The sequence below is a fragment of the Streptomyces yerevanensis genome (assembly GCF_000716805.1).
Lineage (GTDB): Bacteria > Actinomycetota > Actinomycetes > Streptomycetales > Streptomycetaceae > Streptomyces > Streptomyces flaveus.
In genome coordinates, this window is the sequence record NZ_JNWJ01000029.1 from 48,800 (window position 1) to 74,903 (window position 26,104).

The following is a 26,104-nucleotide window of genomic DNA, read 5'->3' on the forward strand; positions in this document are numbered from 1 at the left end:
CCATCAGTCGACCGAGGAAGCGTCCGAGGCGGACGGTTCGCAGATCGGGCAGGGAGCGAGCTCCCCGCGCGCGAGGACCCGCGAGTCGACCGGCAGGGCGTCCGTCTTCCCGGCGACCAGCGGGCAGTCGGCCCGGTGCCACAGCGTGCCGCCCGGCACCATCAGCAGCTCGCCGCTGACGGCGACGGGTGCCGTCACGGCCTGCCCGGACTCGTCGGCGTCGGCGGGTTCGGCGGCCACCAGGAGCCCGTACAGCTCCTCCACGCGCGCCGCCGCGAGGGCGTTCCTGCCGTGGGTGAGCAGCACGGCGCCCGCGATGATCAGCGCGGCGCCGGGCACCGTGCAGGAAGCGAGATAAGGCAGCTGCCGCTCGGCGAACCGCTCGCCCGAGATCCCGTACCAGCCGATGACGCACAGCACCGCTCCGGCGGCGAGCGCCGCCCACCCGGCCCAGAGGACGGGGTGCACAGTCCGCAGTCGAGCAGTCCGCATAGGAGCTCCCACGTCATGTGTCAGTCCATGTCACGTATCTGTCCATGCCGGCCAATGGCTTGCACTATGCCCTGTGGAAGCTGACCCTGAAAGAACCGGGCGCACATGGCCCGGACCGACACCCGGTGGTGAGCCAGATGGTTCTCGGCAGCGACCCTAGGGCACTCCTGATGGATCTCCGCGGCGTCACGGCGTCCGGCGCGCACGCTCGCCGCACGGCGCAAAGGGACAGGTGGCTCCGCCACATGACCCTTCACACCGCACGCCGATCGCACGCGCCGGACGCCGCTCCTTCCTCCACGGAGATCCATCAGAAGCGCCCTAGGCGGGGGAGCGGTAAGCGGATGCGTGGTCCCGGACGGCGTACGGCGGCGTGGCTGGCAGCCGCGGTCCTGGTGGCGGGCCCGGCCCTCACGGCCTGCGGAGACGACAGCGGCGGCGACGACGTGGCGCCGCCCTCGCCCACGGTGGAGGAGCCCACCCGCGCCGCCGAAGAGAGCCCCACGGCGCCGGAGGACACCGCGGCGGCGGAGCGGGAGATCAAGGAGAACTGGGTGAAGTTCTTCGACCCGGCCACCCCCCTGAAGGACAAGCAGGCCTACCTGGAGAACGGCGACCGGATGGCCCCGGTCCTGCAGGCCTTCAGCGGTGACGAGCGCGGTGGGCAGGTGCAGGCGGAGGTCAACAAGGTCGAGTTCACCTCGGCGACCGAGGCGAACGTGACGTACACACTCACCCTGAAGGGCGCCACGGTCATGCCCGACGCCACCGGGACGGCCGTCGAGCAGGACGACGTGTGGAAGGTCTCCGTCAAGACGCTGTGCGGCCTTGTCGGGCTGAGCGGCAATGCGTCGCCGCTTCCGGGCTGCTGAGTGCGTCGTCGCGGGCCTCCTGCTCCTGCTGAGCACGGCCTGCGGCAGCCGCCTCCCGGAGAGCGACTTCGAGAACCGGCCCGACGAGGGCACCCCCACACGGGCCGGCGGCGAGCCGGTCCGCGTCGGCATCATCACCAGTGCCACCAGCCCGGTCGGCGGCGACGCGTTCACCGGCCCGCGTGACGGCGCGAAGGCCTACTTCGAGCGGCTGAACGCGCGCGGCGGCATCGAAGGCCGCCAGGTCGAGGTCCGTACGTGTGACGACGGCGGCAGCGGCGTCGGCAACAACGAGTGCGTGCACAAGCTCGTCGACGAGGACAAGGTCGTCGCCCTCGTCGCCGGCTCGTCCCTCGACTACGCGGGCGCCTCCCGTGTCTCACGCGCGCGCGTGCCCGACATCGGCGGACAGCCCATCGGCCCGGCGTACGACACGTATTCGCACCTCTACAGCATCTACGGCAGCCTCGCGCCTCGGAACGGAAAGCCCGGCTGGGACGGCAAGCTGTACGGCGGTACGGAGGTCTACCGCTACTTCAAGCGTGAGCAGGGTGCCCGTACGGCGGCGGTTGTCTCCTACAACCAGCCGGCGTCGGCCGCGTACGCGCGGCTCGTCACCCGGGGCCTTGAGGCCGAGGGCTACAAAGTGGTCACCGAGCAGGTCGACTTCTCACTGCCCAACTTCCGCGCCGTGGCGGCCGATCTGAAGGAGCAGGGCGCCGATCTGGTCTTCGACGCCATCGACTCCTACGGCAACGCCCAGCTGTGCAAGGCCATGGACGACGTCGGCGCCGAGGTCCTCGCCAAGGTCACCAATGTGCAGAACTGGACGTCCAAGGTCCGCGAGGACTACAAGGACTCGCCGCGCTGCCGCAACGCCCTGTGGGCGACGGGCTCCAGCCGCAACTACGAGGACACGGACCACGAGGCCGTACGGGAATTCCGGGACGCCACCAAGGACTTGAAGACCCATTCCCAGTGGCAGCTGGAGGGCTGGGCGGCGGCGATGTGGTTCGCGGAGGCGGCCGAGTCCTGTGCGCAAACGGGCATCACGCGCGCGTGTGTCGACCGCTTCATGAAGGACGGGAAACCGTATACCGCCGACGGTCTGCTGCTGCCCGTCACCTATGAGCGCCTGTCCGAGCCCCCGAAGACCCGCAGGACCTGTGTGTCCGTGGCTCGTTGGGAGGACGCCGAGGGGTGGGTGAGCCAGGGCGACATGAACAGCAACTGTTTCGAGGTATCGCAGTTGTCTTACGAACCCTGAGACGGCACGACCGCTGCGAGGCCTTCAACTGCCCGGATGCGTGAAAATGATGAAACGTTCTGTATATCAGTTCCCAAAACGGAAACCCTTTGGGAACAAGGTGATGATGGAGGTCAACCACACCCCAGGGGCTCGGGTCTAACCACGCGGCAGTGGACGAGGCAGGGGATTCGGGAACGCATGCATATTTCTTTCCTGATACACAACGCGTACGGGATCGGGGGGACGATCCGTACGACGTACAACCTCGCCGGTACCCTCGCCGAGCAGCACGACGTAGAGATCGTCTCGGTGTTCCGCCACCGCGACGAGCCGGTCTTCGCGCCCGACCCGCGCGTCCGCCTGCGCCACCTCGTCGACCTCCGCAAAGAGAGCCCGGGATACGAGGGCGAGGACCCGGAGAACAAGCGTCCGGCCCGGGTCTTCCCTCGTGCGGAGGGCCGCTACGACCAGTACAGCGCCCTCACCGACCGGCGCATCGCCGAGCACCTCTCGACGGTCGACGCCGATGTGGTGGTCGGCACCAGGCCCGGCCTGAACGTGCATCTGGCCCGTGAGACCCGGCGCGGCCCGATCCGCGTCGGCCAGGAGCACCTCACGCTCGACAGCCACTCGGCCGCCCTGCGCGAGGAACTGCGCGGCGTCTACCCCGGGCTCGACGCGCTCACGACCACCACCGAGGCGGATGCCGGCGCGTACCGCAAGAAGATGCGGCTGCCCGGCGTACGCGTCGAGGCCGTGCCCAACTCCGTGCCCGCGCCCGGCATCGAGCCCGCGGACGGTTCCGGCAAGTGGGTCGTGGCAGCCGGGCGGCTCGCCCCGGTCAAGCGGTACGACCTGCTGATCAAGGCCTTCGACCGGGTACGCGGAGAGCGGCCGGACTGGCGCCTGAGGATCTACGGCGGCGGTGAGCAGAAGGACAAGCTGCGCGCCCTCATAGACGACCTCGGCCTCTACAACCACGTCTATCTGATGGGCCCCGCCCACCCCCTCGAACCCGAATGGACCAAGGGCTCCATCGCCGCCGTCACCTCCAGCCTGGAGTCCTTCGGCATGACGATCGTCGAGGCCATGCGCTGTGGGCTGCCCGTCGTCTCCACGGACTGCCCGCACGGCCCGCGGGAGATCATCGACAACGGCGTCGACGGGCGCCTCGTCAAGGTCGGCAGCGCCAAGGCCATCGCCGACGGCCTCCTCGAACTGATCAACGACGACCCGCTCCGCCACCAGATGGCGAGCGCGGCCCTCAAGAATTCCGAGCGCTTCGACCCGGCCCGTGTCGCCGAGCGCTACGAGTCGCTGTTCGCCGGGCTGGTCCCCCGCGGCGGCGACTCGGGGCTCGGCCGGATGCACGGCTCACTGCACCGCACCCGTGGAGCGCTGCTCGGTGGTGCGCATGCCGTTCGGGATGCCGGACGCATGCTACTCAAGAAGGGGCACATCGCATGACGACGCTGGCTCCGCAGCCCGCGCCCCGGCACACCGACGAGTACGCCGCCATGCCCCCGCGCGCCGACTGCGTCGCCGACTCCGCAGGCGGGCTCACCTTCGACATCACCGGGTCCGCCCGGGCCGGCGCCGCGTACCTGGTGCTGCGCCGCCGCGGCAGCGAAGACGAGGTCAGTCTGCCGCTCACCCCCGCCGCCGACGGCCGGCTGCGGGCCGCGCTGCCCAGCGGCGTCGAACTGCCCGAGGGCCGCTGGGACGCCTACGCCCAGCCGGCCGACGGCGCGCCGCGGCGCCTGGTGCCCGGCGTCAACGACCTGCGCTCGCTCGTCGACCGCGTCCCCGACGCCGCCGCCGGCCACGTCGTCGTCCGCATCCCGTACGCCACCAGGCACGGCAACCTCACCATCCGCAGCTGGCTGCGCGCCCCGCACGCCGAGGCGGGCGAACTGTATGTGAAGGAGGAGGAGCTGAGCCTGCGCGGCCGGCTGTACGGGGACACGCTCACACCGGACGCGTACGCCGAAGTACGCGCCCGTCACGCACCGGCGACCGCGCTGAGAGCCGACATCACCGCTGACGGGACTCAGTTCCGCTGCACGGTCGGCTACGGCGCCCTGACGGAGGGCATCTGGGACCTGTGGCTGCGCCCGGCGGGGGAGAGCGGGCCGCGCGTACGGATCGCCCGGCTGCTCGACGACATCGCCGACAAGAAGCCGATCTTCACCTACCCGAAGGTCACGCTGAAGACGGAGCAGGGCCCGGCGCTGGCGGGGCCGTACTACACGGCGGACAACGACCTGTCGGTGACGGTCACTGCGGAGGGTTGAAGCGCTCCTGACCTGACCGGGTCTGGGGCGGCGTGATCGCCGCGAACTGCGGGTGGTGGAGGTCGAAGGCCGGGGATTCCGAGCGGACCTTGGGCAGCGTGAGGAAGTTGTGCCGGGGCGGCGGGCAGGAGGTCGCCCACTCCATGGAGCGGCCGAAGCCCCAGGGGTCGTCGACCTCCACCTTCTCGCCGTACCTGGCCGTTCTCCAGACGTTGTAGAGGAACGGCAGCGTCGACAGGCCGAGCAGGAACGAGCCGATCGACGAGACGGTGTTGAGTGCTGTGAACCCGTCGGCGGCCAGATAGTCCGCGTACCGGCGCGGCATGCCCTCCGCGCCGAGCCAGTGCTGCACCAGGAACGTGACGTGGAAGCCGACGAAGAGCGTCCAGAAGTGGATCTTGCCGAGCCGCTCGTCGAGCAGTTTCCCGGTGAACTTCGGCCACCAGAAGTAGAAGCCGGCGAAGGTCGCGAAGACGACGGTGCCGAACACCACGTAGTGGAAGTGCGCCACCACGAAGTAGGTGTCCGTGACGTGGAAGTCCAGCGGTGGTGACGCCAGGATGACCCCGCTCAGCCCGCCGAACAGGAAGGTCACCAGGAAGCCGGTGGACCACAGCATGGGGGTCTCGAAGGACAGGGATCCCTTGAGCATCGTGCCGGTCCAGTTGAAGAACTTCACGCCCGTCGGCACCGCGATCAGGAACGACATGAACGAGAAGAACGGCAGCAGCACCGCCCCCGTCGCGAACATGTGGTGCGCCCACACGACCACCGACAGACCCGTGATCGCCATCGTCGCGCCGATCAGCGTCAGATAACCGAAGATCGGCTTCCGGCTGAACACCGGCAGGATCTCGGTGACGATGCCGAAGAACGGCAGCGCGATGATGTAGACCTCCGGATGCCCGAAGAACCAGAAGAGGTGCTGCCACAGCAGCGCCCCGCCGTTGGCCGAGGCGAAGACCTGTGAGCCGAACCGCCGGTCCGCTTCCAGGACCAGCAGCGCCGCGGCGAGCACCGGGAACGCCATCAGGATGAGGATCGAGGTGAACAGCGTGTTCCAGACGAAGATCGGCATCCGGAACATCGTCATGCCGGGGGCGCGCATCCCGACGATGGTCGTCAGGAAGTTCACCGCGCCGAGGATCGTGCCGAAACCGGCCAGCGCCAGCCCCATGATCCACATGTCGGCACCGATGCCGGGCGACCGTTCCAGACTGTTGAGCGGGGCGTAGGCGAACCAGCCGAAGTTGGCGGGACCCTCCGGCACCAGCAGCGAGCCCAGCACGATCAGCCCGCCGAAGAGGAACAGCCAGTACGACAGCATGTTCAGGCGCGGGAAGGCCACGTCGGGTGCGCCGATCTGCAGCGGCATGATCTCGTTCGCGAAACCGGCGAAGGTGGGCGTCGCGAAGAGCAGCAGCATGATCGTGCCGTGCATCGTGAACATCTGGTTGAACTGGTTGTTGTCGATCAACTGCGTGCCCGGACGGGCGAGCTCGGCCCGCATCAGCAGCGCCATCAGACCGCCGACCAGGAAGAACGCGAACGACGTGATCAGGTAGAGATGGCCGATCTTCTTGTGGTCGGTGGTGGTGAGCCAGTCGACGATCAACCGCCCGGGCTTCACTGGTACGGCCCGGACCGGTGCCTGCGCGGTCTCAGTGCCCATCGCTGCCCCCTCGCTCATCGCGCCCTGGGCCTCCCGAAGCTCACACCATGATGCTCACGTCGCGCGGCGCTCCGACAGGGGCGTACGTCGGTTCTGTGCTTGAACCATGTATTTCCTGTGGTGTGTCACCTTTCGGGACGCACCGCGTATTCGGAACGGAAAGGCGTGTGCGTCGAGTACGCGCCACGCATTTCGTCGGGCCCCTCGGGCTTATTCGGATCGCCGTCAAGCTAGTCAGGAATTACGTTCGGCAGTGCGCGAAACGCGTCGGGAACCGCCCGTTCGTGTGACTTGGTTCGGCCAAATCGAGTGTCGTGGTCCTGTGACAGAAGCGTGACCGGAGAGGTACCGGTGACGGATCGTGGCGGGTATCGGGCTTCCCCGTCCGCATTCCGGCGCCTAACGTGGCGGTATGGCACCGATTCCCACCCCTTCGGCAGAGCCCCAGGACAATCCGGACGCGTACGTCGGTCAGGAGGCGAGTGGCGCGGAGCAGCGCGCGCGTGAGCGCGGCTGGTCCACCGTGAGGTCGCTGCCGCCGGGCGCGATCATCACCATGGAGTACAAGAGCGGCCGCTTGAACTTCGAGGTCAGCGACGGCGTCGTGAAGCGCTGCTGGAAGGGCTGAACGTCCCCCGCTGCCCACTGCGAAGGCCCTCGGCTCCAGGAGTCGAGGGCCTTCGCGTGCGGGGAGCCGTGTGTGCGTACCGGCCCCGCTGTCTGCTGCTCAGCCGCCAGTCACGGGGCGGGGCTGGCTGGTGTGAGAGGTGCCACGTGTCACTCGCTCCGAGTGCGGGGGTCTGCGGCTTCCGGCGGGCGTCACCGGCGTACGCTCCGCGCGGCTCGTGTGCGGGCCGGGCGCCAGGTAGACAGGCGCGGGGGGCGTCCGGGACGTACGCGGCGCGCTGACCGGCTCGCGGGGCGCGGGCGCGGGCTCCTCGTCGGCGGAGGCGCGAGAGGCGGCGGAGGCCACGCTCTCGGCGTGCGCTTCGTGCGGCGAGAGCATCGCGGCGGCGGCCACCGAAGCGGTGGCAGGCACCGGCGCCGTACCGGCGCGGCGGCTGCGCCAGGCGTCCCGCAGGGCGAAGACACGGGCCTCGGCGCGGGCGATCAGCGGCTCGAACCAGGGCAGCGCCAGCAGGATCAGCAGACCCGCGGCCCAGCCCAGGACCACATCGCTCAGCCAGTGTGTACCGATGTAGACGGTGGTCAGGCCGACACCCAGGGAGATCACGGCGGAGACGGCCGACAGCCAGCGGCGAGCCCGCGGCGTCGAGGCCAGATAGGCGAGAATGCCCCAGGTCACGACGGCGTTGGCGGTGTGGCCCGAAGGGAATATATCGCCGCCGAGCCACATCTCGTTCGAGCCGATCGTGGTCGCGTAGTGCGGGCCCAGGCGGCCCATGCCGATCTTGGCGGCGCCCACCGTGACGTTCAGCAGCAGCAGCGAGACGCCGAGCGCGAGCAGCGGGCGCAGCGTGTGCATCCGCCAGGAACGCCAGCCCAGCCAGGCCGTGACCATCACGGCGGTGGGGCCGCGCTGGCCGAGCACCACGTAGTAGTCGAGGAACGCGTGGATCTCCGGCCACTGCTGGTAGGGCCGGAAGAACATGACCTGCCAGTCGAGCGTGACCAGCCAGGACGTGATGATCACGGCCCACACGATGGCCACGTAAAAGGCGAGTGTGGCCGCGAGGAGAACCACCCTGTGCCGGCTCATCCTGGGCACGCCGATATGGGCCGGCCGTTCCGGCTCACGGTCCAGCCGGGCGAAGACCCGGTCCAGACGAGTCAGCTTTCGTTCGGTACGCACGTATTCGACGTTACAGCGAGTGAGCTGTGCGCAACGCCGGAGCGCGCTCTTTGTGATGACGATGTGATGTGGGATTCCTCTCAGGAAGGCGTTTATCCCGGGCTTATGGATTTATCGGGCGCGTCCTTCCTTCAATTCCGTTGCTCCGTCCGGTGAGTTGTTATTGGGTGCGCCTGAATTTGTTCACCAAAAGCTTGCGCGCAATTCCCCGGGTGCTCACCGGGGGGCGGGGAGGCGGTCAGGGCGGACCGGAGCCGTTCAGCCAGAACGCGCCGTACGCCGCCGACACCACCGCCACGCACCCCAGCACCCACGCCGACGTGGGAGTTCGCAGTCGGGCCAGGGCCAGTGCCGGCGGCAGCAGCAGGGGGAAGGCGGGCAGTAGCAGGCGCGGTTTCGAGCCGAAGTAGCTCGACGCGCACAGGGCGAGCGCGGTGACGATCCCCGCGTACACCAGCAGCGACAGCGGCTGACCCTGCCGTACGCAGACCACATACAGCCAGATCACCAGGGCGACCCCGACGATCAGCCCGATCCCGGCGAGGGCGGAGGGAAAGGACGTGAACTTGTCGGCGACGAACCGGGCGAAGGCATAGCCGCCGTCGAAGCCGTTGCCCCACCCCGCCTGGACGTCGAGATAGCCCAGCGGGCCCTTGCCCGTGTGCTGCCCGACCCACAGGACGTAACCGGCGGCGCCCAGTGGCGCGAGGAGCATGCCCAGGACGCGCCGCCAGAGGGGCGTGCCATCCGGTGCCGGAACACTCCGTTCCCGTGCGGACGAATCCCGTACGTACGAGGCGATCGCCGCCACCCACACCGCGGCGACCACCGCGGCGCCCACCGGGCGGGTCAGGCCGGCGAAGGAGGCGAGCAGGCCCGCCGTCAGCCAGCGGCCGGTCAGGACCGCGTACAGCGACCAGGCCGCGAGCGCCGTGAACAGCGACTCGCTGTACGCCATCGACTGCACGATCCCGACGGGCAGCACCGCCCACAGCAGTACCGCGCACACGCCTGCCCGGCGGCCATGGACATGGTCAGCGACCGCGAAGATGCCCCAGGCCGCGGCGAGTGACGCCAGCGTGCTGATCAGCAGGCCCGCGTCCGCGTACGACAGCGGAGTCACCGCCGAGACCGCCCGCTCCAGCCACGGCAGCAGAGGGAAGAACGCGAGATTCGAGTGCACGTCGCCGTTGGGGAGACGTACCTCATAGCCGTAACCGAGCTCCGCGACCCGCGTGTACCAGAGCGAGTCCCAGCGTGCCGTGAGCAACTGGTGCGGGCTCTTGTCGCGGGCGGCGCTCCACAGGGCGAGCGCCACCAGGCCCAGCGCGCGGACCGCCGCGTACCCCAGCAGGGCGGGGGCGACGCGGCGCGGCCACGGTCCCGGACGGGCCGGCGCGACGGGCGTTTCAAGATCGGTCACGGGCTCGATTATGGGCCGGACCCGGAACCGGGCGGCCCGGCGGGGGCGTGCTCGGTCACGGGGGAGCGTGGCGCACGCCACACGCTTTCTGAGAGTTGTGTGAGAGGCCCGCCACTCGCCACTGGCGGGGACTCGCGTACTCTGGCGACTCACTCGCCTTTGTTGCGTGAGACCGGGACACCGCTCCTCCCGGCCGCGACCGCAGGGAGTCCCCACCCAGCGGATCCGCCGAACGCGAGGGAACATCTGGGAGGTACGTGCATGTCCGGGACGACCACGGCCGCTTCGCGTCGCCGTCGGGAGGCCGGGGCCGGTGCAAACCGATGGGTTGTCCTCGTCGTCCTCTGCGTCAGCCTGCTGCTGGTCGCCGTCGATGCCACCGTGCTGCATGTAGCGGTACCCGCCGTCTCCGAGGATCTCAGGCCCGGCTCGATCGAGCTGCTCTGGATCGTCGACATCTATCCGCTGGTCTGCGCCTCGCTGCTGATCCTGTTCGGCACCCTGGGCGACCGGGTCGGCCGCAGACGGATCCTCCTGATCGGGTACGCCCTCTTCGGTGTCGCCTCCGCGCTGGCGGCCTGCGCCGACAGCGCGCACGTCCTGATCGCGGCGCGCGCCCTGCTCGGCGTCGGCGGCGCGATGATCATGCCCGCGACGCTCTCGATCCTGCGGCAGGTCTTTCCCGACCGGCGTGAGCGGGCCATGGCGATCGGCGTCTGGAGCGCGGTCGCCGCGGTGGGCGCGGCCGTCGGGCCGCTGCTCGGCGGGTTCCTCCTTGAGCACTTCTGGTGGGGTGCGGTCTTCCTCATCAACATCCCGCTGATGCTGGTCAGCCTGCCCGTCGGGCGGTTGCTGCTGCCCGAGTCGACCGGGGACGGCAAGGGGCCGTGGGACGTCGTCGGCGCGCTGCTGGCCGCGGCCGGGCTCTTCGGTGTCGTCCTCGGCGTCAAGCGGCTGGGCGCCGGGGAGATGCCGCTGAGCGCCTACACGGTGGCGCCGCTGCTCGTGGGAGCCGGGCTGCTCGTCGCCTTCGTACGGCGGCAGCGGCGGCGTAAGCATCCGCTCGTCGATCTGCGGCTGTTCGCCAGGCCCGCCTTCAGTACGTCCGTCGGGTGCATCGTGCTCGCACTGCTCGCGCTGGTCGGTCTGGAACTGATCGCCGCGCAGTACCTCCAGCTCGTCCTGAATCTCTCGCCGCTGGAGACCGGGCTGCGGCTGGTGCCGCTCACCGTCGCCGCGATGGCCGCGGGTCTTGTCGGGGCGAAGCTGCTGCACCGCTTCGGGCCGCGGATCATGGTCAGCCTCGGCTTCTGTCTCACCGCCGCCGCGGTCATCATGCTCACGGGGATGGGCCGCCACGACAACGCTCCGCTGCTGCTGACCGGGTTCGTGCTGCTCGGGTTCGGGCTCGAGGTGACGTTGTTCGGGGCGTACGAGTCGATGCTCAGTGAGGCTCCGCAGTCGCAGGCGGGTGGAGCTGCCGCGATCGGGGAGACGTCGTATCAGCTGGGTGCGGGAATCGGGGTCGCGCTGCTCGGTAGCGTGATGAACGCGGCGTACGCGCCGGGGCTGGCCTCTGTGCGGGGAGTGCCCGCCGCGGACTCGGCTGCGGCGAGTCATTCCTTGGGGGAGGCGTACGAGGTCGCTGCGCGGCTTGGCGGGGAGCCGGGGGAGGCGTTGCGGCATGCTGCCCGGGACTCGTTCGTGCATGGGCTGCATGTGACGTTGCTCGTCAGTGCCGGGCTGTTGCTGCTCGGGGCCGTTATGGCGTTGCGGTTGCCGCGGGCCATGGAGTGCGAGGCGCCTGCGGCGGGCTTGGCGGAGGTGCCTGCGCCTCGGGAGGCGTCGGCACACCTGCGGGCGGAGTCGTCCGTCTGATCGTGCGTTGTGGTTGCGGTCAGGATTTTTCCCACCCACCCACGCACCGTCCGTTTCAACTTCGCTGACCAGTGCGGGTTTCCTGTGGGGTTGCGGCGCCGTCGGCGGCTGCGGGTTCGTGGGAGGGAACAAGCCCTCGACTTGCGCGACACTGCGTCGTAACGTCTGCCGTGCGTCTTGGTTAACAGTGCTAGTTTTTCGTCGCCGGAGGCCCCCATGTCCGCATCCTCGAAGCTTCCCCCCTTCGACCCCGCCGATCTCCTCGGCCTCGACGAGCTCCTCGAACCGGAGGATCTGGCGATCCGGGACACCGTGCGGGACTGGGCCACGGATCGGGTGATGCCGTACATCGCCGAGTGGTACGAGTCGGGGGAGCTGCCCGGGATCCGGGAGCTGGCGCGGGAGTTGGGGGAGATCGGGGCGCTGGGCATGTCGCTCAGCGGGTACGGGTGTGCGGGGGCGAGTGCTGTGCAGTACGGGCTGGCCTGCCTGGAGTTGGAGGCCGCCGACACCGGGATCCGGTCGCTCGTCTCCGTGCAGGGGTCGCTCGCCATGTACGCGATCCACCGGTTCGGGTCCGAGGAACAGAAGCAGCGGTGGCTGCCGCCGATGGCCGCCGGCGAGGTCATCGGGTGCTTCGGGCTGACCGAGCCCGATCACGGGTCCGACCCCGGGGCGATGCGTACGTACGCCAAGCGGGACGGGACCGACTGGGTCCTGAACGGGCGGAAGATGTGGATCACCAACGGCTCGGTCGCCCAGGTCGCCGTCGTCTGGGCGCAGACCGACGACGGGATCCGCGGCTTCGTCGTGCCCACCGACAGCCCGGGCTTCTCCGCGCCCGAGATCAAGCACAAGTGGTCCCTGCGGGCTTCGGTCACCAGTGAGCTCGTACTCGACGACGTGCGGCTGCCCGCCGATGCCGTACTGCCCGAGGTCACCGGGCTGAAAGGGCCGCTCAGCTGCCTCTCGCACGCCCGCTACGGAATCGTGTGGGGGGCGATGGGCGCCGCGCGGTCGAGTTTCGAGGCGGCGGTCGAATACGCGAAGACGCGTGAGCAGTTCGGGCGGCCCATCGGCGGTTTCCAGCTCACCCAGGCCAAACTCGCCGACATGGCGGTCGAACTGCACAAGGGGATTCTGCTCGCCCACCATCTGGGGCGGCGGATGGACGCGGGACGGCTGCGTCCCGAACAGGTCAGTTTCGGCAAGCTCAACAACGTACGAGAAGCGATCGACATCTGCCGTACCGCGCGCACGATCCTGGGCGCCAACGGCATCTCGCTCGAATACCCCGTGATGCGGCACGCCACGAACCTGGAGTCGGTGCTGACCTACGAAGGCACCGTCGAGATGCACCAACTGGTGCTGGGCAAGGCGCTCACCGGACTCGACGCCTTCCGGTAGCCCTCAGGCTCCGGAAGGCGGGGCCGGTGAGCGGCCTTGCCTAGCTCTGGTTGAAGAAACCGTCGGTCCGACGGCCCGCCGGCTCCCCGCTGACGATCTCCGTGTCGGCGGGGGTCAGCAGGAAGACACGGTTCGACACGCGCTCGATCGAGCCGCGCAGGCCGAAGATCAGGCCGGCCGCGAAGTCGACGACGCGCTTGGCGTCGGCGGGCTCCATGGCCGTGAGGTTCATGATGACGGGCACGCCGTCCCGGAAGAGCTCACCGATCCCACGGGCGTCCCGGAAGCTGTCCGGGGTGACCGTGCCGATCCGGCGGCCCTTCTCCTCGGCCGCCTCCGACGCCACCTTCACCCGCGGATCCGTGACCCAGGCATCCCGGGGCTCGGAACCTTCGGCGTAGTCGTCGTCGTAGTAACGCTCGTCATCGTTGTTGTTGTCGTCGACGAGGCCAAGCCAGGCACTCGCCTTGCGCACCGATCCCATGGACGCCTCCTCTCACAGCGGTCTTTCTGCTTCCGCATCCCTATGGTCGTCCATCATGCGGATGTCGCGCCAAGGGGATAGACGCCGCGCGGGGGTTTCGTGACGGTACTGGTGCACAACGAATTAGTCGAGAGCCCGCGTTTCCCAAGGGCCTTGCTGTGTACGGCTGCTGACTATGAGTGAAATATGATTCTCGACGGCGTATGGGTGACGACCGGAGCGTACGGGTGAACGGGGTGGTCGATCCGGCGCCGTGACGCAGCATCTGACGGCGACTCAACGCCTGTCGGGAGTCTGCCTGACGGTGGGTTCCGAGGAATAACCTGGGTATGTCGATTGTCGCGGGGGAGCCGCAATACGCACGCTGACCTGAGCAATCTCCGCGGGACGTACGCAAGTTGAACGCTGCACGGCCGAAAGGCGCCCTTGCGCAGGTCGACCGGGCGGTCGAATATTCCGTCCAGCGCCTGTCAGGGGCACAACGTGTTCGGAATCCGGACATGTGGCTTCTGGCTGCGCCTCACGGGCCCCGACCCCACGCGGGCCCCCGACTTCCCAAGTGGAGGAACGAAAAAGTGAGGACCAAGCGCACCACCCCCCGCAGCGGCATAGCGAGACGCACCCGGCTGATCGCCATCGGTGCCGGACTCGTGGCCGCGGCCGCCGTCACCGTCCCCAACGCGAACGCGAGCGACGCACAGACCTTCAGCACGACCCAGCTCAAGAAGGCCGGCGCCTCGGTGCTCCAGGCCGATGTGCCGGGCACCGCCTGGGCGGTCGACTCCAAGACCAACAAGGTCATGGTCACCGTCGACAGCACCGTCTCCGACGCGGAGATCGCGAAGATCAAGGAAGCGGCGGGCAGCAACGCCGACGCCCTTCAGATCAAGCACACCCCGGGCAAGTTCAACAAGCTCATCCAGGGCGGCGACGCCATCTATGCGAGTAGCTGGCGCTGCTCCCTCGGCTTCAACGTCCAGAACAGCAGCGGTACGCAGTTCTTCCTGACCGCCGGTCACTGCACCGACGGCGCCGGCACCTGGTACTCCAACTCCGGCCGCACCACGGTCATCGGCTCGACCACCGGCTCCAGCTTCCCGGGCAACGACTACGGCATCGTGCGGTACTCCGGGTCCGTCAGCAGGCCCGGCACCGCCAACGGTGTCAACATCACCCGCGCGGCCACGCCCAGCGTGGGCACCACCGTCATCCGCGACGGCTCCACCACCGGCACCCACAGCGGCCGGGTCACCGCCCTCAACGCGACCGTCAACTACGGCGGCGGCGACGTCGTCTCCGGTCTGATCCAGACCAACGTCTGCGCCGAGCCCGGCGACTCCGGCGGCTCGCTCTACGGCAGCAACGGCACCGCGTACGGCCTGACCTCGGGCGGCAGCGGCAACTGCTCCTCCGGCGGCACCACGTTCTTCCAGCCGGTCACCGAGGCTCTGAGCGCCTACGGGGTCACCGTCTACTGATCGGCGCGCAAGGCACGAAGGAACACAGGCACGCAGCCAGCAGTGGACGGGCCTCCGCATGTACGTGTGGTGCGGGGGCCCGTCCTCCTCGTTCAGGCTGACGCTCGTGGAACCAGCCAGTCGAGTACGTCCGGAAGAGCCTCCAGGGCCCCGAAGTGACCGGCCTCCGGGTCCAGTACGGGCCGGGCGCGCGGGATGCGCTCGGCCAGCCACTCGAAGTGGCTCACCGGGGAGAGGGTGTCCTGGGCGCCGTGCCACAGCAGTACGGGCCGGATGATCGACGCCGGGTCGAAGCCCCAGTTGCTCAGCAGGGCGAGATCGTCGTCGATCCAGCCGTACGCCGAACTGCGCAGCGCCTCGCGGAAGGTGCGCAGCAGCATCTCGCTGATGGCGGGCTGGGCGATGATCCGCCGGTCCGAGTCGGTGAGGCCGTCACGGATCGACACGAGGAGCTGGGCCGGGTCCTTGCGGATCGCGGCAGCCCGCGCGGAGATGCGCTCGGCGAAGTCCAGTGGGTCGGTCAGCGCCTGCGTGAACTCCTCGACGTTGGACTGGGTCATCCCGTCGAACCAGCGCAGCCCTTCGGCGTCCGGCGGGGCGAGACTCATCATCGCCGCCGCGCGCCGCACCCGGTTCGGCAGCAGCGCCGCGCAGGCCAGTGCGTGCGGGGCACCGCCCGAGCGGCCGAGCACCGCGAACCGGCCGAGCTTCAGGGTGTCGGCCACCGCGGCCACGTCCCGCGCCGCGTGCGCCACCCGGCGGCCCGGGCCACGGTCCGAATCCCCGTACCCCGGGCGGTCGTATGCGATGAACCGCACCCCGGGACGCTCGTCCACCAGATCCTGCGGCACCGTCCCGGAGCGGCAGCCCGGTGTGCCGTGCAGCAGTACCACCGGCGTACCGCCCGGATCACCCCACTCCTCGATCGCCAGCCACCGTCCGTCCCGCATCCGAATGCCGTTCGGCACCTGCGTCCTCCATCTCCCCTTCGCATCCGCGCCGGAGTTACCGTCGAAGTACCTGAAGTACACACCTGATGCGCCCGATACGGACCCTGGGGGTCGCAATGATCGAGGAGCTGGTGACGGCCGGGCTGACTCTCGGATCCGTCGGAGCGGTGTACGTGGCGGCGGCGGCGCGGGTCGTCAAACAGTACGAGCGGGGTGTGGTCCTCCGGCTCGGCAAGCTGCGATCCGAAGTGCGCGGGCCTGGATTCACCATGATCGTGCCCTTCGTGGACCGGCTCCAGAAGGTCAACATGCAGATCGTGACGATGCCGGTGCCCGGGCAGGAGGGGATCACCCGGGACAACGTCACGGTGCGCGTGGACGCCGTCGTCTACTTCAAGGTGGTGTCCGCCGCCGACGCGGTCATCCGGGTCGAGGACTACCGCTTCGCGGTGGCGCAGATGGCGCAGACGTCGCTGCGCTCGATCATCGGCAAGAGCGATCTGGACGATCTGCTCTCCAACCGCGAGAAGCTCAACCAGGGCCTGGAGTTGATGATCGACAGCCCGGCCGTGGAGTGGGGCGTCACCATCGACCGGGTCGAGATCAAGGATGTGTCGCTGCCGGAGACGATGAAGCGGTCCATGGCGCGGCAGGCGGAGGCCGACCGCGAGCGGCGGGCCCGGATCATCAACGCCGACGCCGAGTTGCAGGCCTCCAAGAAGCTGGCCGAGGCGGCCAAGGAGATGGCCGATACCCCCTCCGCCCTCCAACTGCGGCTGCTGCAGACCGTGGTGGCGGTCGCGGCTGAGAAGAACTCCACGCTGGTGCTGCCCTTCCCGGTGGAGCTGCTGCGCTTCCTGGAGCGTGCGCAGCAGCCGGCGCCGCCCTCCCAGGAGCAGCAGCCTTCGCTGCCCTCCCCGGAGTTGTTCTCCCAGCTTCAGAAGCTGTTGTCGCAGCCCCAGCAGCAGTTGGCCCGGGCGAAGGAGCCGCCGGCCGAGTCGACGGCTGAGTCGTCGCCTGCGCCTTCGTACGAGTCGGCGTCCGAGCCGAAGCGGTCGGCGCCGTCGATGGCGGAGCAATCGCTGCGGGAGCAACTCCCGCCGGTTCCCGAGCCGTTCGATCCGGACTCCGGAGGGTCGAAATCCGGACAGGTGTAGACCTCACAGAGCGCCGATAGTTACTCGCACGTAGTGTTTGCTACGGGAATTGACGTGGTGTTTATTCCGGCCGGTCAACGCGCGTCAACCTGCGGGGGGCGCACGCTTGTTGCCGAGTGCGCGTCCTGAAGTAGGCCTTGTGTGCTCCCCGTAAGGATCGGAATAGTGGGCGGCGTCCGTTGGCGTGGACGTGGCTTTTGCTGTTTGTCGTGTCCATGCCCGTACACCTTCCGGTCGCGACGGCCCCCATAGCCGCCGCGGTCGACCCCCCACAGGAGGACGTAAGTTGAAGCACCGACGCATACCCAAGCGGCGTGCCGCCGTGGCAGGTGCGGGCATCGCCGCACTCGTGGCCGCGGGAGTCACCTTCCAGTCCGCGAACGCGAGTGAGACCACGGCCGCACCCAAGCCCGAGACCCTCTCGGTCACCGCGGCCGGAAAGCTCGCCTCGACGCTCGGCAAGGACCTCGGTGCCGACGCGGCGGGAACGTACTACGACGCGAAGGCCAAGAACCTCGTCGTGAACGTGCTCGACAAGGCCGCGGCCGAAGCCGTCGAGTCGGCGGGAGGCAAGGCCAGAATCGTCGAGAACTCCCTCGCCGAGCTGAAGAGCGCCCGTACGACGCTGAAGCAGGACGCGACGATCGCCGGCACCTCGTGGGCGACCGACCCGACCACCAACAAGATCGTCGTCACCGCGGACCGCACGGTCAAGGGCGCGAAGATGGCCCAGCTGACCAAGGTCGTCGAGAAGCTCGGCGCCAAGGCCGAACTCAAGACCACCAAGGGCGAGTTCAAGCCCTTCATCGCCGGCGGTGACGCCATCACCGGTGGCGGCAGCCGCTGCTCGCTCGGCTTCAACGTGGTCCAGGGCGGCGAGCCGGCCTTCCTGACCGCCGGTCACTGCACCGAGGCGATCACCAGCTGGTCGGACGCGGACGGCAACGTGATCGGCGAGAACGCCGACTCCAGCTTCCCGGGCGACGACTACGGCCTGGTCAAGTACACCGCGGACGTGGAGCACCCGAGCGAGGTGAACCTCTACGACGGCACCGCCCAGGAGATCACGGGCGCGGCCGAGGCCACCGTCGGCATGGAGGTCATCCGCAGCGGTTCCACGACCCAGGTGTCCGACGGCACGGTCACCGGCCTGGACGCCACCGTGAACTACGGCGGCGGCGACGTCGTCGAGGGGCTCATCCAGACCGACGTCTGCGCCGAGCCCGGCGACAGCGGCGGCTCGCTCTTCTCGGGCACCAACGCGATCGGTCTCACCTCCGGCGGCAGCGGCGACTGCACCTCCGGCGGCGAGACCTTCTTCCAGCCGGTCACGGAGGCCCTTGAGGCCACCGGCACCGAGATCGGCTGACAGCTCCACACGGCTCCACCAATTCGCTCCATCGCATCGAAGGGTCCCGTCCCCGCGCAGCTTCTGCGGGGGCGGGACTCTTCGCGTTTTCCGGCTTTTGCGCAGGTGGGGCCGGGGGCGCCGGCCTTGGCGTAAGTCGCCTTGCGGGGCGGTCAGTTGGCCCAGGGCGGGGTGATCTGACTGCCGTCGGCCAGTACCGCCTCCAAGCCGATGGAGGTGGTGACCCAGGAGATCGCGGTCCGGTCGGTGGGGTTCTCGACGCGGAGGGTGGCGCCCGGGTTGATGATCACGGTGTCGCCGGCGGTGACGCGTTCGGTGCGGCCGTCGAGGGTGATGAGGAGTTCGCCTTCGAGCAGGTGGAAGATCTCCTCGCGGTTGACGGTGTGTGCGGGGGCCTTGGTCCCGGCGGGGATCTCGCCTCGCCAGGCGCAGAGTTCTTTGCTTCCGGTGCGGGGAGTGGCGTACGAGACGAATCGGGCGCCGTGGATCTCGTGGGTCACGGCTTCGGACGAGCGGACTACGGGCATGGCGGCCTCCGATCGATAGATGGTCAAGCTGCTTGACCATATGGTCCCATGGTCAAGCAGCTTGACCAGTCCGTCAAGGGTGTTTCAATGCAGGCGTGCAGAACTCCGAGGCCATGGCCCTGTCCGCCGCCCTGCTCGCCGTCGCGGGTGAGCTCACGCAGCGCATCCATGACGGGGTGGAGGCCCGCGGCTTCGAAGGGCTGCGGCCCGCGCACGGGTTCACCTTCACCCGGCTCGCCCCGGACGGTGCGACGGTCACCGAGCTCGCCGCCCATCTGGGGGTGACGAAGCAGGCCGCGAGTCAACTCGTCGACGAGATCGTGCGCAAGGGATACGCCGAGCGGCGACCCCATCCCGATGACGCGCGCGCCCGGCTGGTCGTGCTCACCGAGCAGGGGTGGGCCTGTACTCGGGCCGCGGAGGAAGCGGCGGCGGAGGCCGTGCGGCCGTGGGTCGAGCTGCTCGGGGAGGGTGAAGTCCGGGCGCTGCGGGAGCGGTTGGTGCGCATCGCGCCCTACGGGCCCATCAAGCCCATCTGGTGACGATTCGTCACTACGCCTCGATGTCGTCGTTGGCTATCACTGGAAGTTTTTGCTGACGCGTACTTCACAGTTGCACTACTCGATCGTAACTTGACAAGTGAACAGCATCCTCGTGATCCGGATCACAGGGCGTACGTCGTCGCAACTCCCTTGAGCCGCAAGGAGATCACTCGATGCTGCCCTGGAAGCGAGTGGCCAGATCCCTGGCCGCGCTGCTGCTGACCGCCGCCGTCCTCGTCACCCCCGCCGCCACCGCACAGGCAAAGGCCGCCCCCAGCTCGGGCTGGAACAACTACTCCTGCAAGCCCTCCGCCGCCCACCCCCGTCCCGTCGTCCTCGTCCACGGCACCTTCGGGAACTCCGTCGACAACTGGCCGGCCCTCGCGCCGTATCTGAAGAAGCGCGGCTACTGCGTCTTCTCGCTCGACTACGGCCAACTGCCCGGCGTCCCGCTCTTTCACGGCCTCGGCCCGATCGACAAGTCGGCAGAGCAACTCCGGGCCTTCGTCGACAAGGTGCTCGCCGCGACCGGCGCCGCCGAGACCGACCTCGTGGGTCACTCGCAGGGCGGCCTGATGCCCCGTTACTACCTGAAGTTCCTGGGCGGAGCCGCCAAGGTGAACGCCCTCGTCGGCCTCGGGCCCAGCAACCACGGCACCACCCTGAACGGTCTCACCAACCTGCTGCCGTACTTCCCCGGCGTGGGCGACCTGCTGTCCAAGGCCACGCCGTCCCTCGCCGAGCAGACGGTCGGCTCCGCCTTCCTGGCCAAGCTCAACGCGGGCGGCGACACGGTGCCGGGTGTCGACTACACGGTCATCGCCACCAAGTACGACGAGGTGGTCACGCCGTACCGTTCGCAGTTCCTCGACGGCCCGAACGTACGCAATGTCCTGCTCCAGGACCTGTGTGCGACCAACCTCTCCGAGCATGTGGCGCTCGGCCTCTTCGACCGCATCGCCCACCACGAGGTGGCCAACGCCCTCGATCCGGCGCACGCCAAACCGACCACTTGCGCTTCTGTCTCGGGCTAGGCCTGCCACTGGTAGCGGCGCTCGGGCCGGCCCGCGTGCCCGTAGCGCAGCGACACCTCGGCCCGGTCCGTGACGGCGAGGTGCTCGAGGTAGCGGCGCGCGCTGACACGGGAGATGCCGACCCGGGTCGCGCACTCGGCCGCGGACAAGGTTCCGTCGGCTGTGCGCAGTGCGCGTTCGACCAGTTCCGCGGTCTCCACACTCATCCCCTTCGGCAGCGTGGGTGTCCGGGCCGGCGCCGTCACCCGGCCCAGTGCCCGGTCCACGTCGGCCTGCCCGGTGACCACGGCGGCGTGCAGATTGCCGCGCCGGGCGCTGTAGCGCTCCAGTCGCTCCTTGAGGTCGTCGGCGTCGAACGGTTTCAGCAGGTAGTCGACCACGCCTTGGCGGACGGCGCCCCTGACGGCCTCTGCCTCGCGGGCGGCGCTGATCACGAGCACATCGCAGTCATGGCCCGCCGTCCGCAGCCGGGGAATGACGTCCAGACCGAACATGTCGGGCAGATAGAGGTCGAGCAGAACCAGGTCGGGCTGCAACTCGGCGACGGCGGCGAGCGCCTGCTCCCCGCAGTTCACCGTTCCGACCACACGGAAGCCCTCGACACCGTCGACGAATCCGCGGTGGATCCGCGCCACCATGAAATCGTCCTCGACAACCAGTACGTCGATCATCGGACTTCCTCCGTCTCGCGATCGGCCAACTGCCCCACGGACATCCGGGCGGTGAACACGGCGCCCGGTTCTGTGTTGGCCACCGACACCTCGCCACCTCTGCGCGTGCAGACCAGCCGGGTGAGCGCCAGGCCGATACCCCGGTCGCCGCCCTGTGCGGCCTTCGTGGTGAAGCCGTGGGAGAACACCTCCTGCGCGAGCTCGGGAGCCACGCCGGGACCCGAGTCGCGTACCACGATCTCCACGCTCGAGGCGTCCTGGCGCAGCTCGACCTCCACCCAGGCGTCGTCCCCATGCTCCGAGGCCGCGGCCGCGGCCGCGTCGAGGGCGTTGTCGACGAGATTGCCGAGCACCGTCGCCACGTCCGCGGCGTCCATCGGCTCCAGCCTCTCCAGCGCCGTGAGCTCCGAGATCCGCAGCCGGACCTTGCGCTCCGCCGCGAGCGCGGACTTGGCCATGAGCAGTGCGGCGACGGCCCGGTCGCGGACCCGGCTGGTGAGGGTCAGATCGAGCGACTCACGGTGTTTTCGCAGGGCGCGGACATAGCGCACGACCTCGTCGTGCTCGCCGATCTGGATGAGTCCGGAGATGGTGTGCAGCTGGTTGGAGAACTCGTGGGCCTGCGCACGAAGCAGTTCGGTGCTGCTGCGGAACGAGCCCAGTTCGCGTTCGAGCTGGGCCAGTTCGGTACGGTCCCGCAGGGTCGTCACCGAGCCCAGCCGACGGCCGTCCTTCATGACGTCCATCCGGTTCATCACCAGCACCAGACCCCGGCGTACCACCACCTCGTCGCGCCGCTCGGCGCCGTGCTTACCACCAGTCCCGGCCAGTACGTCGTACAGCCTGCCCTCGATCCCCAGGTCGGCCAGGCTCATCCCGACGCAGTCCTCGGGAAGACGGAGCAGTTTGCGGCCCACTTCGTTCACCAGCGTGAGCCGTAGTTGCGGGTCGAGCGCGATCACGCCCTCGGCGATCCCGAACAGCATGGCCTCGCGGTGCTCGGCGAGGCCCGCGATCTCGCGTGGTTCGAGGCCGAAGGTCTGGCGCTTGATCCGCCGGGCCAGCAGCCAGGACCCGACCACCCCGAGCACGCTCGCGATGCCGAGGTAGGCGAGCAGATACGACGAGGCGCCGTTCAGCCGCTGCCAGGCCGTCGGTGAGACCCGTCCGATCATGACCGTGCCGAGATGCTCGCCGATGTGCTTCGGCTCCACACTGAGCACCGGAGCCTGGGCCACCAGCTCGCGGACCCCGTCCACCGACAGCTCGCCCGACCAGCCGCGCGCCTGGGAGACGCTGGTCCCGTCGACCGGCAGGAGTGTCCCCACCAGGGTGGGATTGGTGGCGGCGACGATCTCACCGTGTTCGTCGGCGACGGTCACGGAGCTGACGTTCGACTGGGTCAGCCTGGTCTGCAGCAGCGGCGCGAGGGTCTCGGCGGGTGCGGGCCGGACGAGCTGGGTGCGCAGCAGTGGGTTTCCGGCCATCTCCTCGGCGAGGAGGGCCACCCGTCGTCCCTCCACCCGGTCGAACGTCGCCTTCGACTGCGCCAGGGAGACCGCGGCGACCGCGACCAGCACCAACACCACGATGGCGAGCTGCAATACCAGCAGCTCACCGGCCAGTGTGTGGCGGCGTGACGTAACGACCACTATGAACTCAACCTTCAATGCTCACACAAGGCAGACGGACTGTCCGCGGAACCGCACAATCATGGCGCCGGACTCGCCCAAGCGAAAGAGATGAGCCATGAGAACTCGCAGAGCCGCACTTCTCGGAGCTCTTGCCACTGTGTCGATGCTCGCCGTGAGCGCCTGCGGCGCCACCGCGGAGAAGGAGGAATCGGGGGGCGGAAGCGGGAGCGACAAGCCCGTCACCGGTCTTCGGATGATGGTGCCCAACACCCCGGGCAGCGGGTACGACGTCACCGCCCGGACCGTCGCCCAGGTGATGCAGGACTCCAAGGTGGCGTCCGGGGTCCAGGTGTACAACCTGCCCGGGGCCGGTGGCACCGTGGGCCTGCAGCGCCTGGTGAACGAGAAGGGCAACGGCAAGCTCGCCATGCAGATGGGGCTGGGCGTCGTCGGTGCCGCCTACACCTCGAAGTCTGCGGCGACGCTGACCGACACCACGCCGATCGCCAAGCTGATCGAGGAGGCCGGCGCGATCGTCGTGTCGAAGGACTCCCCGTACAAGACGATCGACGACCTCGTCACCGCGTGGAAGAAGGACCCCAAGAAGGTGGCCGTGGGCGGTGGCTCGTCGCCGGGTGGCCCGGACCATCTGCTTCCGATGCAGCTGGCGAAGGCCGTCGGCATCGAACCGAAGGACGTCAACTACGTCGGGTACGACGGCGGCGGTGAGCTGCTGCCCGCCATCCTGGGCGACAAGGTCGCCTTCGGTGCCAGCGGATTCGGCGAGTTCCTCGACCAGATCGAGGCGGGACAGGTGCGAGTGCTGGCGGTGACCAGCGAGAAGCCGATCGACGCCGTGAAGGACGCCCCCACGCTCAAGGACTCCGGGATCGACCTGGTCTTCACCAACTGGCGCGGCATCGTCGCTCCTCCCGGGATCACCGACGCGCAGAAGAAGACCTGGATCGACAGCCTGACCAAGATGCACGACTCGGAGCAGTGGAAGGCCGAGCTGACCAAGCGCGGCTGGGCCGACGCGTTCGTCACCGGTGACGAGTTCGGCTCCTACTTGAAGGAGCAGGACAAGTCCGTCGCCGACCTGCTTGCAGAGCTCGGACTGGCATGAGCTCCCCGATCGACGAACGGAGCGTCGAGGACGCCCGTCCGCCGCAGGGCAAGGACCGCGCACAGTACGGTGTGTGCGCGTTCCTCGCCCTGCTGGGCACCGCGGTGATCGTGGACGGGCTCGCGATCCCGGACATCACCAGCAGCACCGACCCGGTGGGACCGCGCGCGGTGCCCGTACTCCTGGGCGTACTGCTCCTGGTGGTCGCGGTGCTGTACGCGGTCGATGTGGCCCGGGGTGGCCACGGTGAGCCGGAAGCCGGCGAGGACGTCGACCTGTCGCAGGGCACCGACTGGCGCACGGTGCTGCTGCTGATCGGCGCGTTCGTGGTGAACGCGGTGCTGATCGAACGGCTCGGCTGGGTGATCAGCGGCGCGCTGCTGTTCTGGGGAACGGCCTTCGCCCTCGGCAACCGGCACTACATACGCAATCTGCTGATCGCGGTGACGATGTCCCTCACCACGTTCTACGCCTTCGCGATCGGGCTCGGCGTGAACCTCCCGGCCGGTGTGCTGCAAGGAATCCTGTGATGGACAACCTGAACAACCTCATGCAGGGCTTCGAGGACGTCATCGCCCCGATGAACCTGCTGCTGGCGCTGATCGGCGTCCTCGTCGGCACCGCGGTGGGTGTACTGCCGGGCATCGGCCCGGCGATGACCGTGGCACTGCTGCTGCCGATCACCTACGGCATGGAGCCGGTACAGGCGTTCATCATGTTCGCCGGCATCTTCTACGGCGGCATGTACGGCGGATCGACCACCTCCATCCTGCTGAACACCCCCGGGGAGTCCTCCTCGGTGGTGACGGCCATCGAGGGCAACAAGATGGCGAAGGCCGGCCGGGCGGCGCAGGCACTCGCCACCGCCGCGATCGGTTCCTTCGTGGCGGGCACGATCGGCACCCTGCTGCTGGTGCTGGTGACCCCGCTCGTGGTGGACTTCGCGATCAGCCTGGGTGCTCCGGACTACTTCGCCCTGATGCTGCTCTCCTTCATCGCGGTCACGTCGGTGCTGGGCGCGTCACGCGTCCGGGGCCTGATCTCGCTGCTGCTGGGCCTGACGATCGGCCTGGTCGGCATCGACTCGGTGTCCGGACAGCAGCGGCTCACCCTGGGCATCCCTCAGCTGGCCGACGGGATCGACGTGGTCGTCGTCGCCGTCGCCATCTTCGCCGTCGGCGAGGCACTGTGGGTGGCCGCGCATCTGCGGCGCAAGCCCGTCGAGGTCATCCCGGTCGGCAGGCCGTGGATGGGGAAGAAGGACTGGAAGCGGTCCTGGAAGCCCTGGCTGCGGGGTACGGCGTACGGCTTCCCGTTCGGTGCGCTCCCGGCCGGCGGTGCGGAGATCCCGACCTTCCTGTCGTACGCGACGGAGAAGCGGCTGACCAAGCACCCGGAGGAGTTCGGCAAGGGTGCGATCGAGGGTGTGGCCGGGCCAGAGGCGGCGAACAACGCCTCCGCGGCGGGCACGCTGGTCCCGATGCTGGCCCTCGGGCTGCCGACGAACGCGACCGCCGCGGTCATGCTTGCGGCGTTCCAGTCGTACGGCATCCAGCCCGGTCCGCTGCTGTTCGAGCGGGAGGCGAGCCTGGTCTGGGTGCTGATCGCCAGCCTGTTCGTCGGCAATCTCCTGCTGCTCCTGCTGAATCTGCCGCTCGCGCCGACCTGGGCGAAACTGCTGCAGATTCCGCGCCCCTATCTGTACGCGGGAATCCTGTTCTTCGCGTCCATGGGCGCGTACGCCGTCAACGCACAGCCCCTGGACCTGTTCCTGCTGCTGTTGCTGGGGCTCCTCGGTTTCGCGATGCGGCGGTTCGGACTGCCGGTGCTACCGCTGATCATCGGCGTCATCCTCGGCCCCCGGGCCGAACTGCAGGGACGGCGCTCCCTGCAGCTGTCGGGCGGCGAACTGTCGGGGCTGGTGGGCGGACCGGTGTCCTACGCGGTCTACACGGTGATCGTGCTGGTGTTCGTCTGGCCGCTGGTGCGGCGATTCGTCGTACGTCCGCTGCGTGAGCGAAGTGCCTGAGAG

24 protein-coding genes are annotated in these 26,104 nt (G+C 68.9%); 15 read left to right on the top strand and 9 right to left on the bottom strand.

Annotated elements, in window-relative coordinates:
• Positions 1–3: 3 nt before the first annotated feature.
• Entirely contained in the window at positions 4–492 is a 489-nt protein-coding gene (locus tag OP79_RS28100) for a hypothetical protein (protein WP_033324043.1), read from the bottom strand.
• A 344-nt stretch (positions 493–836) separates the two neighbouring features.
• Between OP79_RS28100 and OP79_RS28105 the strand changes: the two genes are divergently transcribed.
• From OP79_RS28105 to OP79_RS28120, 4 genes are all read left to right on the top strand, one after another.
• Positions 837–1,364 (top strand): MTB12 C-terminal domain-containing protein, encoded by a 528-nt coding sequence (locus OP79_RS28105; RefSeq protein ID WP_051744975.1) that lies wholly within the window; start codon positions 837–839, stop codon positions 1,362–1,364.
• Positions 1,339–2,631 (top strand): ABC transporter substrate-binding protein, encoded by a 1,293-nt coding sequence (locus tag OP79_RS28110; RefSeq protein WP_033324045.1) that lies wholly within the window; start codon positions 1,339–1,341, stop codon positions 2,629–2,631. Before OP79_RS28105 ends, OP79_RS28110 begins: the two co-directional genes overlap by 26 nt.
• Positions 2,632–2,811: 180 nt before the next feature.
• The gene (locus tag OP79_RS28115; protein WP_033324047.1) at positions 2,812–4,080 is read left to right on the top strand and encodes a glycosyltransferase family 4 protein; all 1,269 of its coding nucleotides are present in this window, start codon (positions 2,812–2,814) and stop codon (positions 4,078–4,080) included.
• The gene (locus OP79_RS28120) at positions 4,077–4,907 is read left to right on the top strand and encodes a hypothetical protein (RefSeq protein WP_051744976.1); all 831 of its coding nucleotides are present in this window, start codon (positions 4,077–4,079) and stop codon (positions 4,905–4,907) included. Before OP79_RS28115 ends, OP79_RS28120 begins: the two co-directional genes overlap by 4 nt.
• On the opposite strand, the gene ctaD is transcribed toward OP79_RS28120, so the two are convergent.
• Positions 4,891–6,579: an aa3-type cytochrome oxidase subunit I gene (gene ctaD, locus OP79_RS28125; protein WP_033324049.1), complete on the bottom strand. Its 1,689-nt coding sequence runs from the start codon at positions 6,577–6,579 to the stop codon at positions 4,891–4,893. The two genes, OP79_RS28120 and ctaD, sit on opposite strands and share 17 nt — an antisense overlap.
• 412 nt (positions 6,580–6,991) lie before the next feature.
• Between ctaD and OP79_RS28130 the strand changes: the two genes are divergently transcribed.
• On the top strand, positions 6,992–7,207 hold the full coding sequence (locus tag OP79_RS28130; RefSeq protein ID WP_033324051.1) for an I78 family peptidase inhibitor: 216 nt from the start codon (positions 6,992–6,994) through the stop codon (positions 7,205–7,207).
• A 99-nt stretch (positions 7,208–7,306) separates the two neighbouring features.
• Here the strand turns inward: OP79_RS28130 and OP79_RS28135 are convergent, their stop codons facing one another.
• Positions 7,307–8,392 carry a phosphatase PAP2 family protein gene (locus tag OP79_RS28135; RefSeq protein WP_033324053.1) on the bottom strand — a complete coding sequence of 362 codons (1,086 nt, stop codon included), beginning with the start codon at positions 8,390–8,392 and terminating at the stop codon, positions 7,307–7,309.
• Between the two features lie 238 nt (positions 8,393–8,630).
• Positions 8,631–9,815 (bottom strand): glycosyltransferase family 39 protein, encoded by a 1,185-nt coding sequence (locus OP79_RS28140; RefSeq protein ID WP_033324055.1) that lies wholly within the window; start codon positions 9,813–9,815, stop codon positions 8,631–8,633.
• A gap of 261 nt (positions 9,816–10,076) precedes the next feature.
• On the opposite strand from OP79_RS28140, the gene OP79_RS28145 reads away from it, so the two are divergent.
• Both OP79_RS28145 and OP79_RS28150 read left to right on the top strand, forming a co-directional pair.
• On the top strand, positions 10,077–11,693 hold the full coding sequence (locus tag OP79_RS28145) for an MFS transporter (RefSeq protein ID WP_033324057.1): 1,617 nt from the start codon (positions 10,077–10,079) through the stop codon (positions 11,691–11,693).
• A gap of 216 nt (positions 11,694–11,909) precedes the next feature.
• Complete coding sequence (locus OP79_RS28150; RefSeq protein ID WP_033324058.1) at positions 11,910–13,100, top strand: acyl-CoA dehydrogenase family protein; 1,191 nt, start codon at positions 11,910–11,912, stop codon at positions 13,098–13,100.
• 40 nt (positions 13,101–13,140) lie between these two features.
• Here OP79_RS28150 and OP79_RS28155 read toward each other — a convergent pair whose 3' ends face one another.
• A complete protein-coding gene (locus OP79_RS28155; RefSeq protein WP_033324060.1) occupies positions 13,141–13,584 on the bottom strand; it encodes a cell division protein SepF in 444 nt (147 codons plus the stop codon).
• 575 nt (positions 13,585–14,159) lie between these two features.
• Between OP79_RS28155 and OP79_RS28160 the strand changes: the two genes are divergently transcribed.
• Positions 14,160–15,062 carry a S1 family peptidase gene (locus OP79_RS28160; protein ID WP_033324062.1) on the top strand — a complete coding sequence of 301 codons (903 nt, stop codon included), beginning with the start codon at positions 14,160–14,162 and terminating at the stop codon, positions 15,060–15,062.
• 92 nt (positions 15,063–15,154) lie between these two features.
• On the opposite strand, the gene OP79_RS28165 is transcribed toward OP79_RS28160, so the two are convergent.
• Positions 15,155–16,030: an alpha/beta fold hydrolase gene (locus OP79_RS28165; RefSeq protein WP_033324063.1), complete on the bottom strand. Its 876-nt coding sequence runs from the start codon at positions 16,028–16,030 to the stop codon at positions 15,155–15,157.
• Positions 16,031–16,128: 98 nt separating this feature from the next.
• Here OP79_RS28165 and OP79_RS28170 point away from each other — a divergent pair, with 98 nt between their 5' ends.
• Both OP79_RS28170 and OP79_RS28175 read left to right on the top strand, forming a co-directional pair.
• Complete coding sequence (locus OP79_RS28170; protein WP_051744977.1) at positions 16,129–17,169, top strand: slipin family protein; 1,041 nt, start codon at positions 16,129–16,131, stop codon at positions 17,167–17,169.
• Positions 17,170–17,455: 286 nt separating this feature from the next.
• The gene (locus OP79_RS28175; protein ID WP_033324067.1) at positions 17,456–18,538 is read left to right on the top strand and encodes a S1 family peptidase; all 1,083 of its coding nucleotides are present in this window, start codon (positions 17,456–17,458) and stop codon (positions 18,536–18,538) included.
• A gap of 152 nt (positions 18,539–18,690) precedes the next feature.
• Here OP79_RS28175 and OP79_RS28180 read toward each other — a convergent pair whose 3' ends face one another.
• The gene (locus OP79_RS28180) at positions 18,691–19,065 is read right to left on the bottom strand and encodes a cupin domain-containing protein (protein ID WP_033324069.1); all 375 of its coding nucleotides are present in this window, start codon (positions 19,063–19,065) and stop codon (positions 18,691–18,693) included.
• A 95-nt stretch (positions 19,066–19,160) separates the two neighbouring features.
• Between OP79_RS28180 and OP79_RS28185 the strand changes: the two genes are divergently transcribed.
• Both OP79_RS28185 and OP79_RS28190 read left to right on the top strand, forming a co-directional pair.
• Positions 19,161–19,607 carry a MarR family winged helix-turn-helix transcriptional regulator gene (locus OP79_RS28185; RefSeq protein WP_033324071.1) on the top strand — a complete coding sequence of 149 codons (447 nt, stop codon included), beginning with the start codon at positions 19,161–19,163 and terminating at the stop codon, positions 19,605–19,607.
• 173 nt (positions 19,608–19,780) lie between these two features.
• Positions 19,781–20,641 carry an esterase/lipase family protein gene (locus tag OP79_RS28190; RefSeq protein ID WP_033324072.1) on the top strand — a complete coding sequence of 287 codons (861 nt, stop codon included), beginning with the start codon at positions 19,781–19,783 and terminating at the stop codon, positions 20,639–20,641.
• On the opposite strand, the gene OP79_RS28195 is transcribed toward OP79_RS28190, so the two are convergent.
• Both OP79_RS28195 and OP79_RS28200 read right to left on the bottom strand, forming a co-directional pair.
• Positions 20,638–21,312 carry a response regulator gene (locus tag OP79_RS28195; protein WP_033324074.1) on the bottom strand — a complete coding sequence of 225 codons (675 nt, stop codon included), beginning with the start codon at positions 21,310–21,312 and terminating at the stop codon, positions 20,638–20,640. The two genes, OP79_RS28190 and OP79_RS28195, sit on opposite strands and share 4 nt — an antisense overlap.
• Complete coding sequence (locus OP79_RS28200; protein WP_078492048.1) at positions 21,309–22,964, bottom strand: sensor histidine kinase; 1,656 nt, start codon at positions 22,962–22,964, stop codon at positions 21,309–21,311. Before OP79_RS28200 ends, OP79_RS28195 begins: the two co-directional genes overlap by 4 nt.
• 145 nt (positions 22,965–23,109) lie before the next feature.
• On the opposite strand from OP79_RS28200, the gene OP79_RS28205 reads away from it, so the two are divergent.
• From OP79_RS28205 to OP79_RS28215, 3 genes are read left to right on the top strand one after another with little or no spacing between them, the layout of a single operon-like run.
• Complete coding sequence (locus OP79_RS28205; RefSeq protein WP_373302361.1) at positions 23,110–24,072, top strand: Bug family tripartite tricarboxylate transporter substrate binding protein; 963 nt, start codon at positions 23,110–23,112, stop codon at positions 24,070–24,072.
• A complete protein-coding gene (locus tag OP79_RS28210; RefSeq protein WP_033324077.1) occupies positions 24,069–24,602 on the top strand; it encodes a tripartite tricarboxylate transporter TctB family protein in 534 nt (177 codons plus the stop codon). Before OP79_RS28205 ends, OP79_RS28210 begins: the two co-directional genes overlap by 4 nt.
• Positions 24,602–26,101: a tripartite tricarboxylate transporter permease gene (locus tag OP79_RS28215; protein ID WP_033324079.1), complete on the top strand. Its 1,500-nt coding sequence runs from the start codon at positions 24,602–24,604 to the stop codon at positions 26,099–26,101. The genes OP79_RS28210 and OP79_RS28215 overlap by 1 nt, the downstream gene beginning before the upstream one ends.
• Positions 26,102–26,104: the final 3 nt, after the last annotated feature.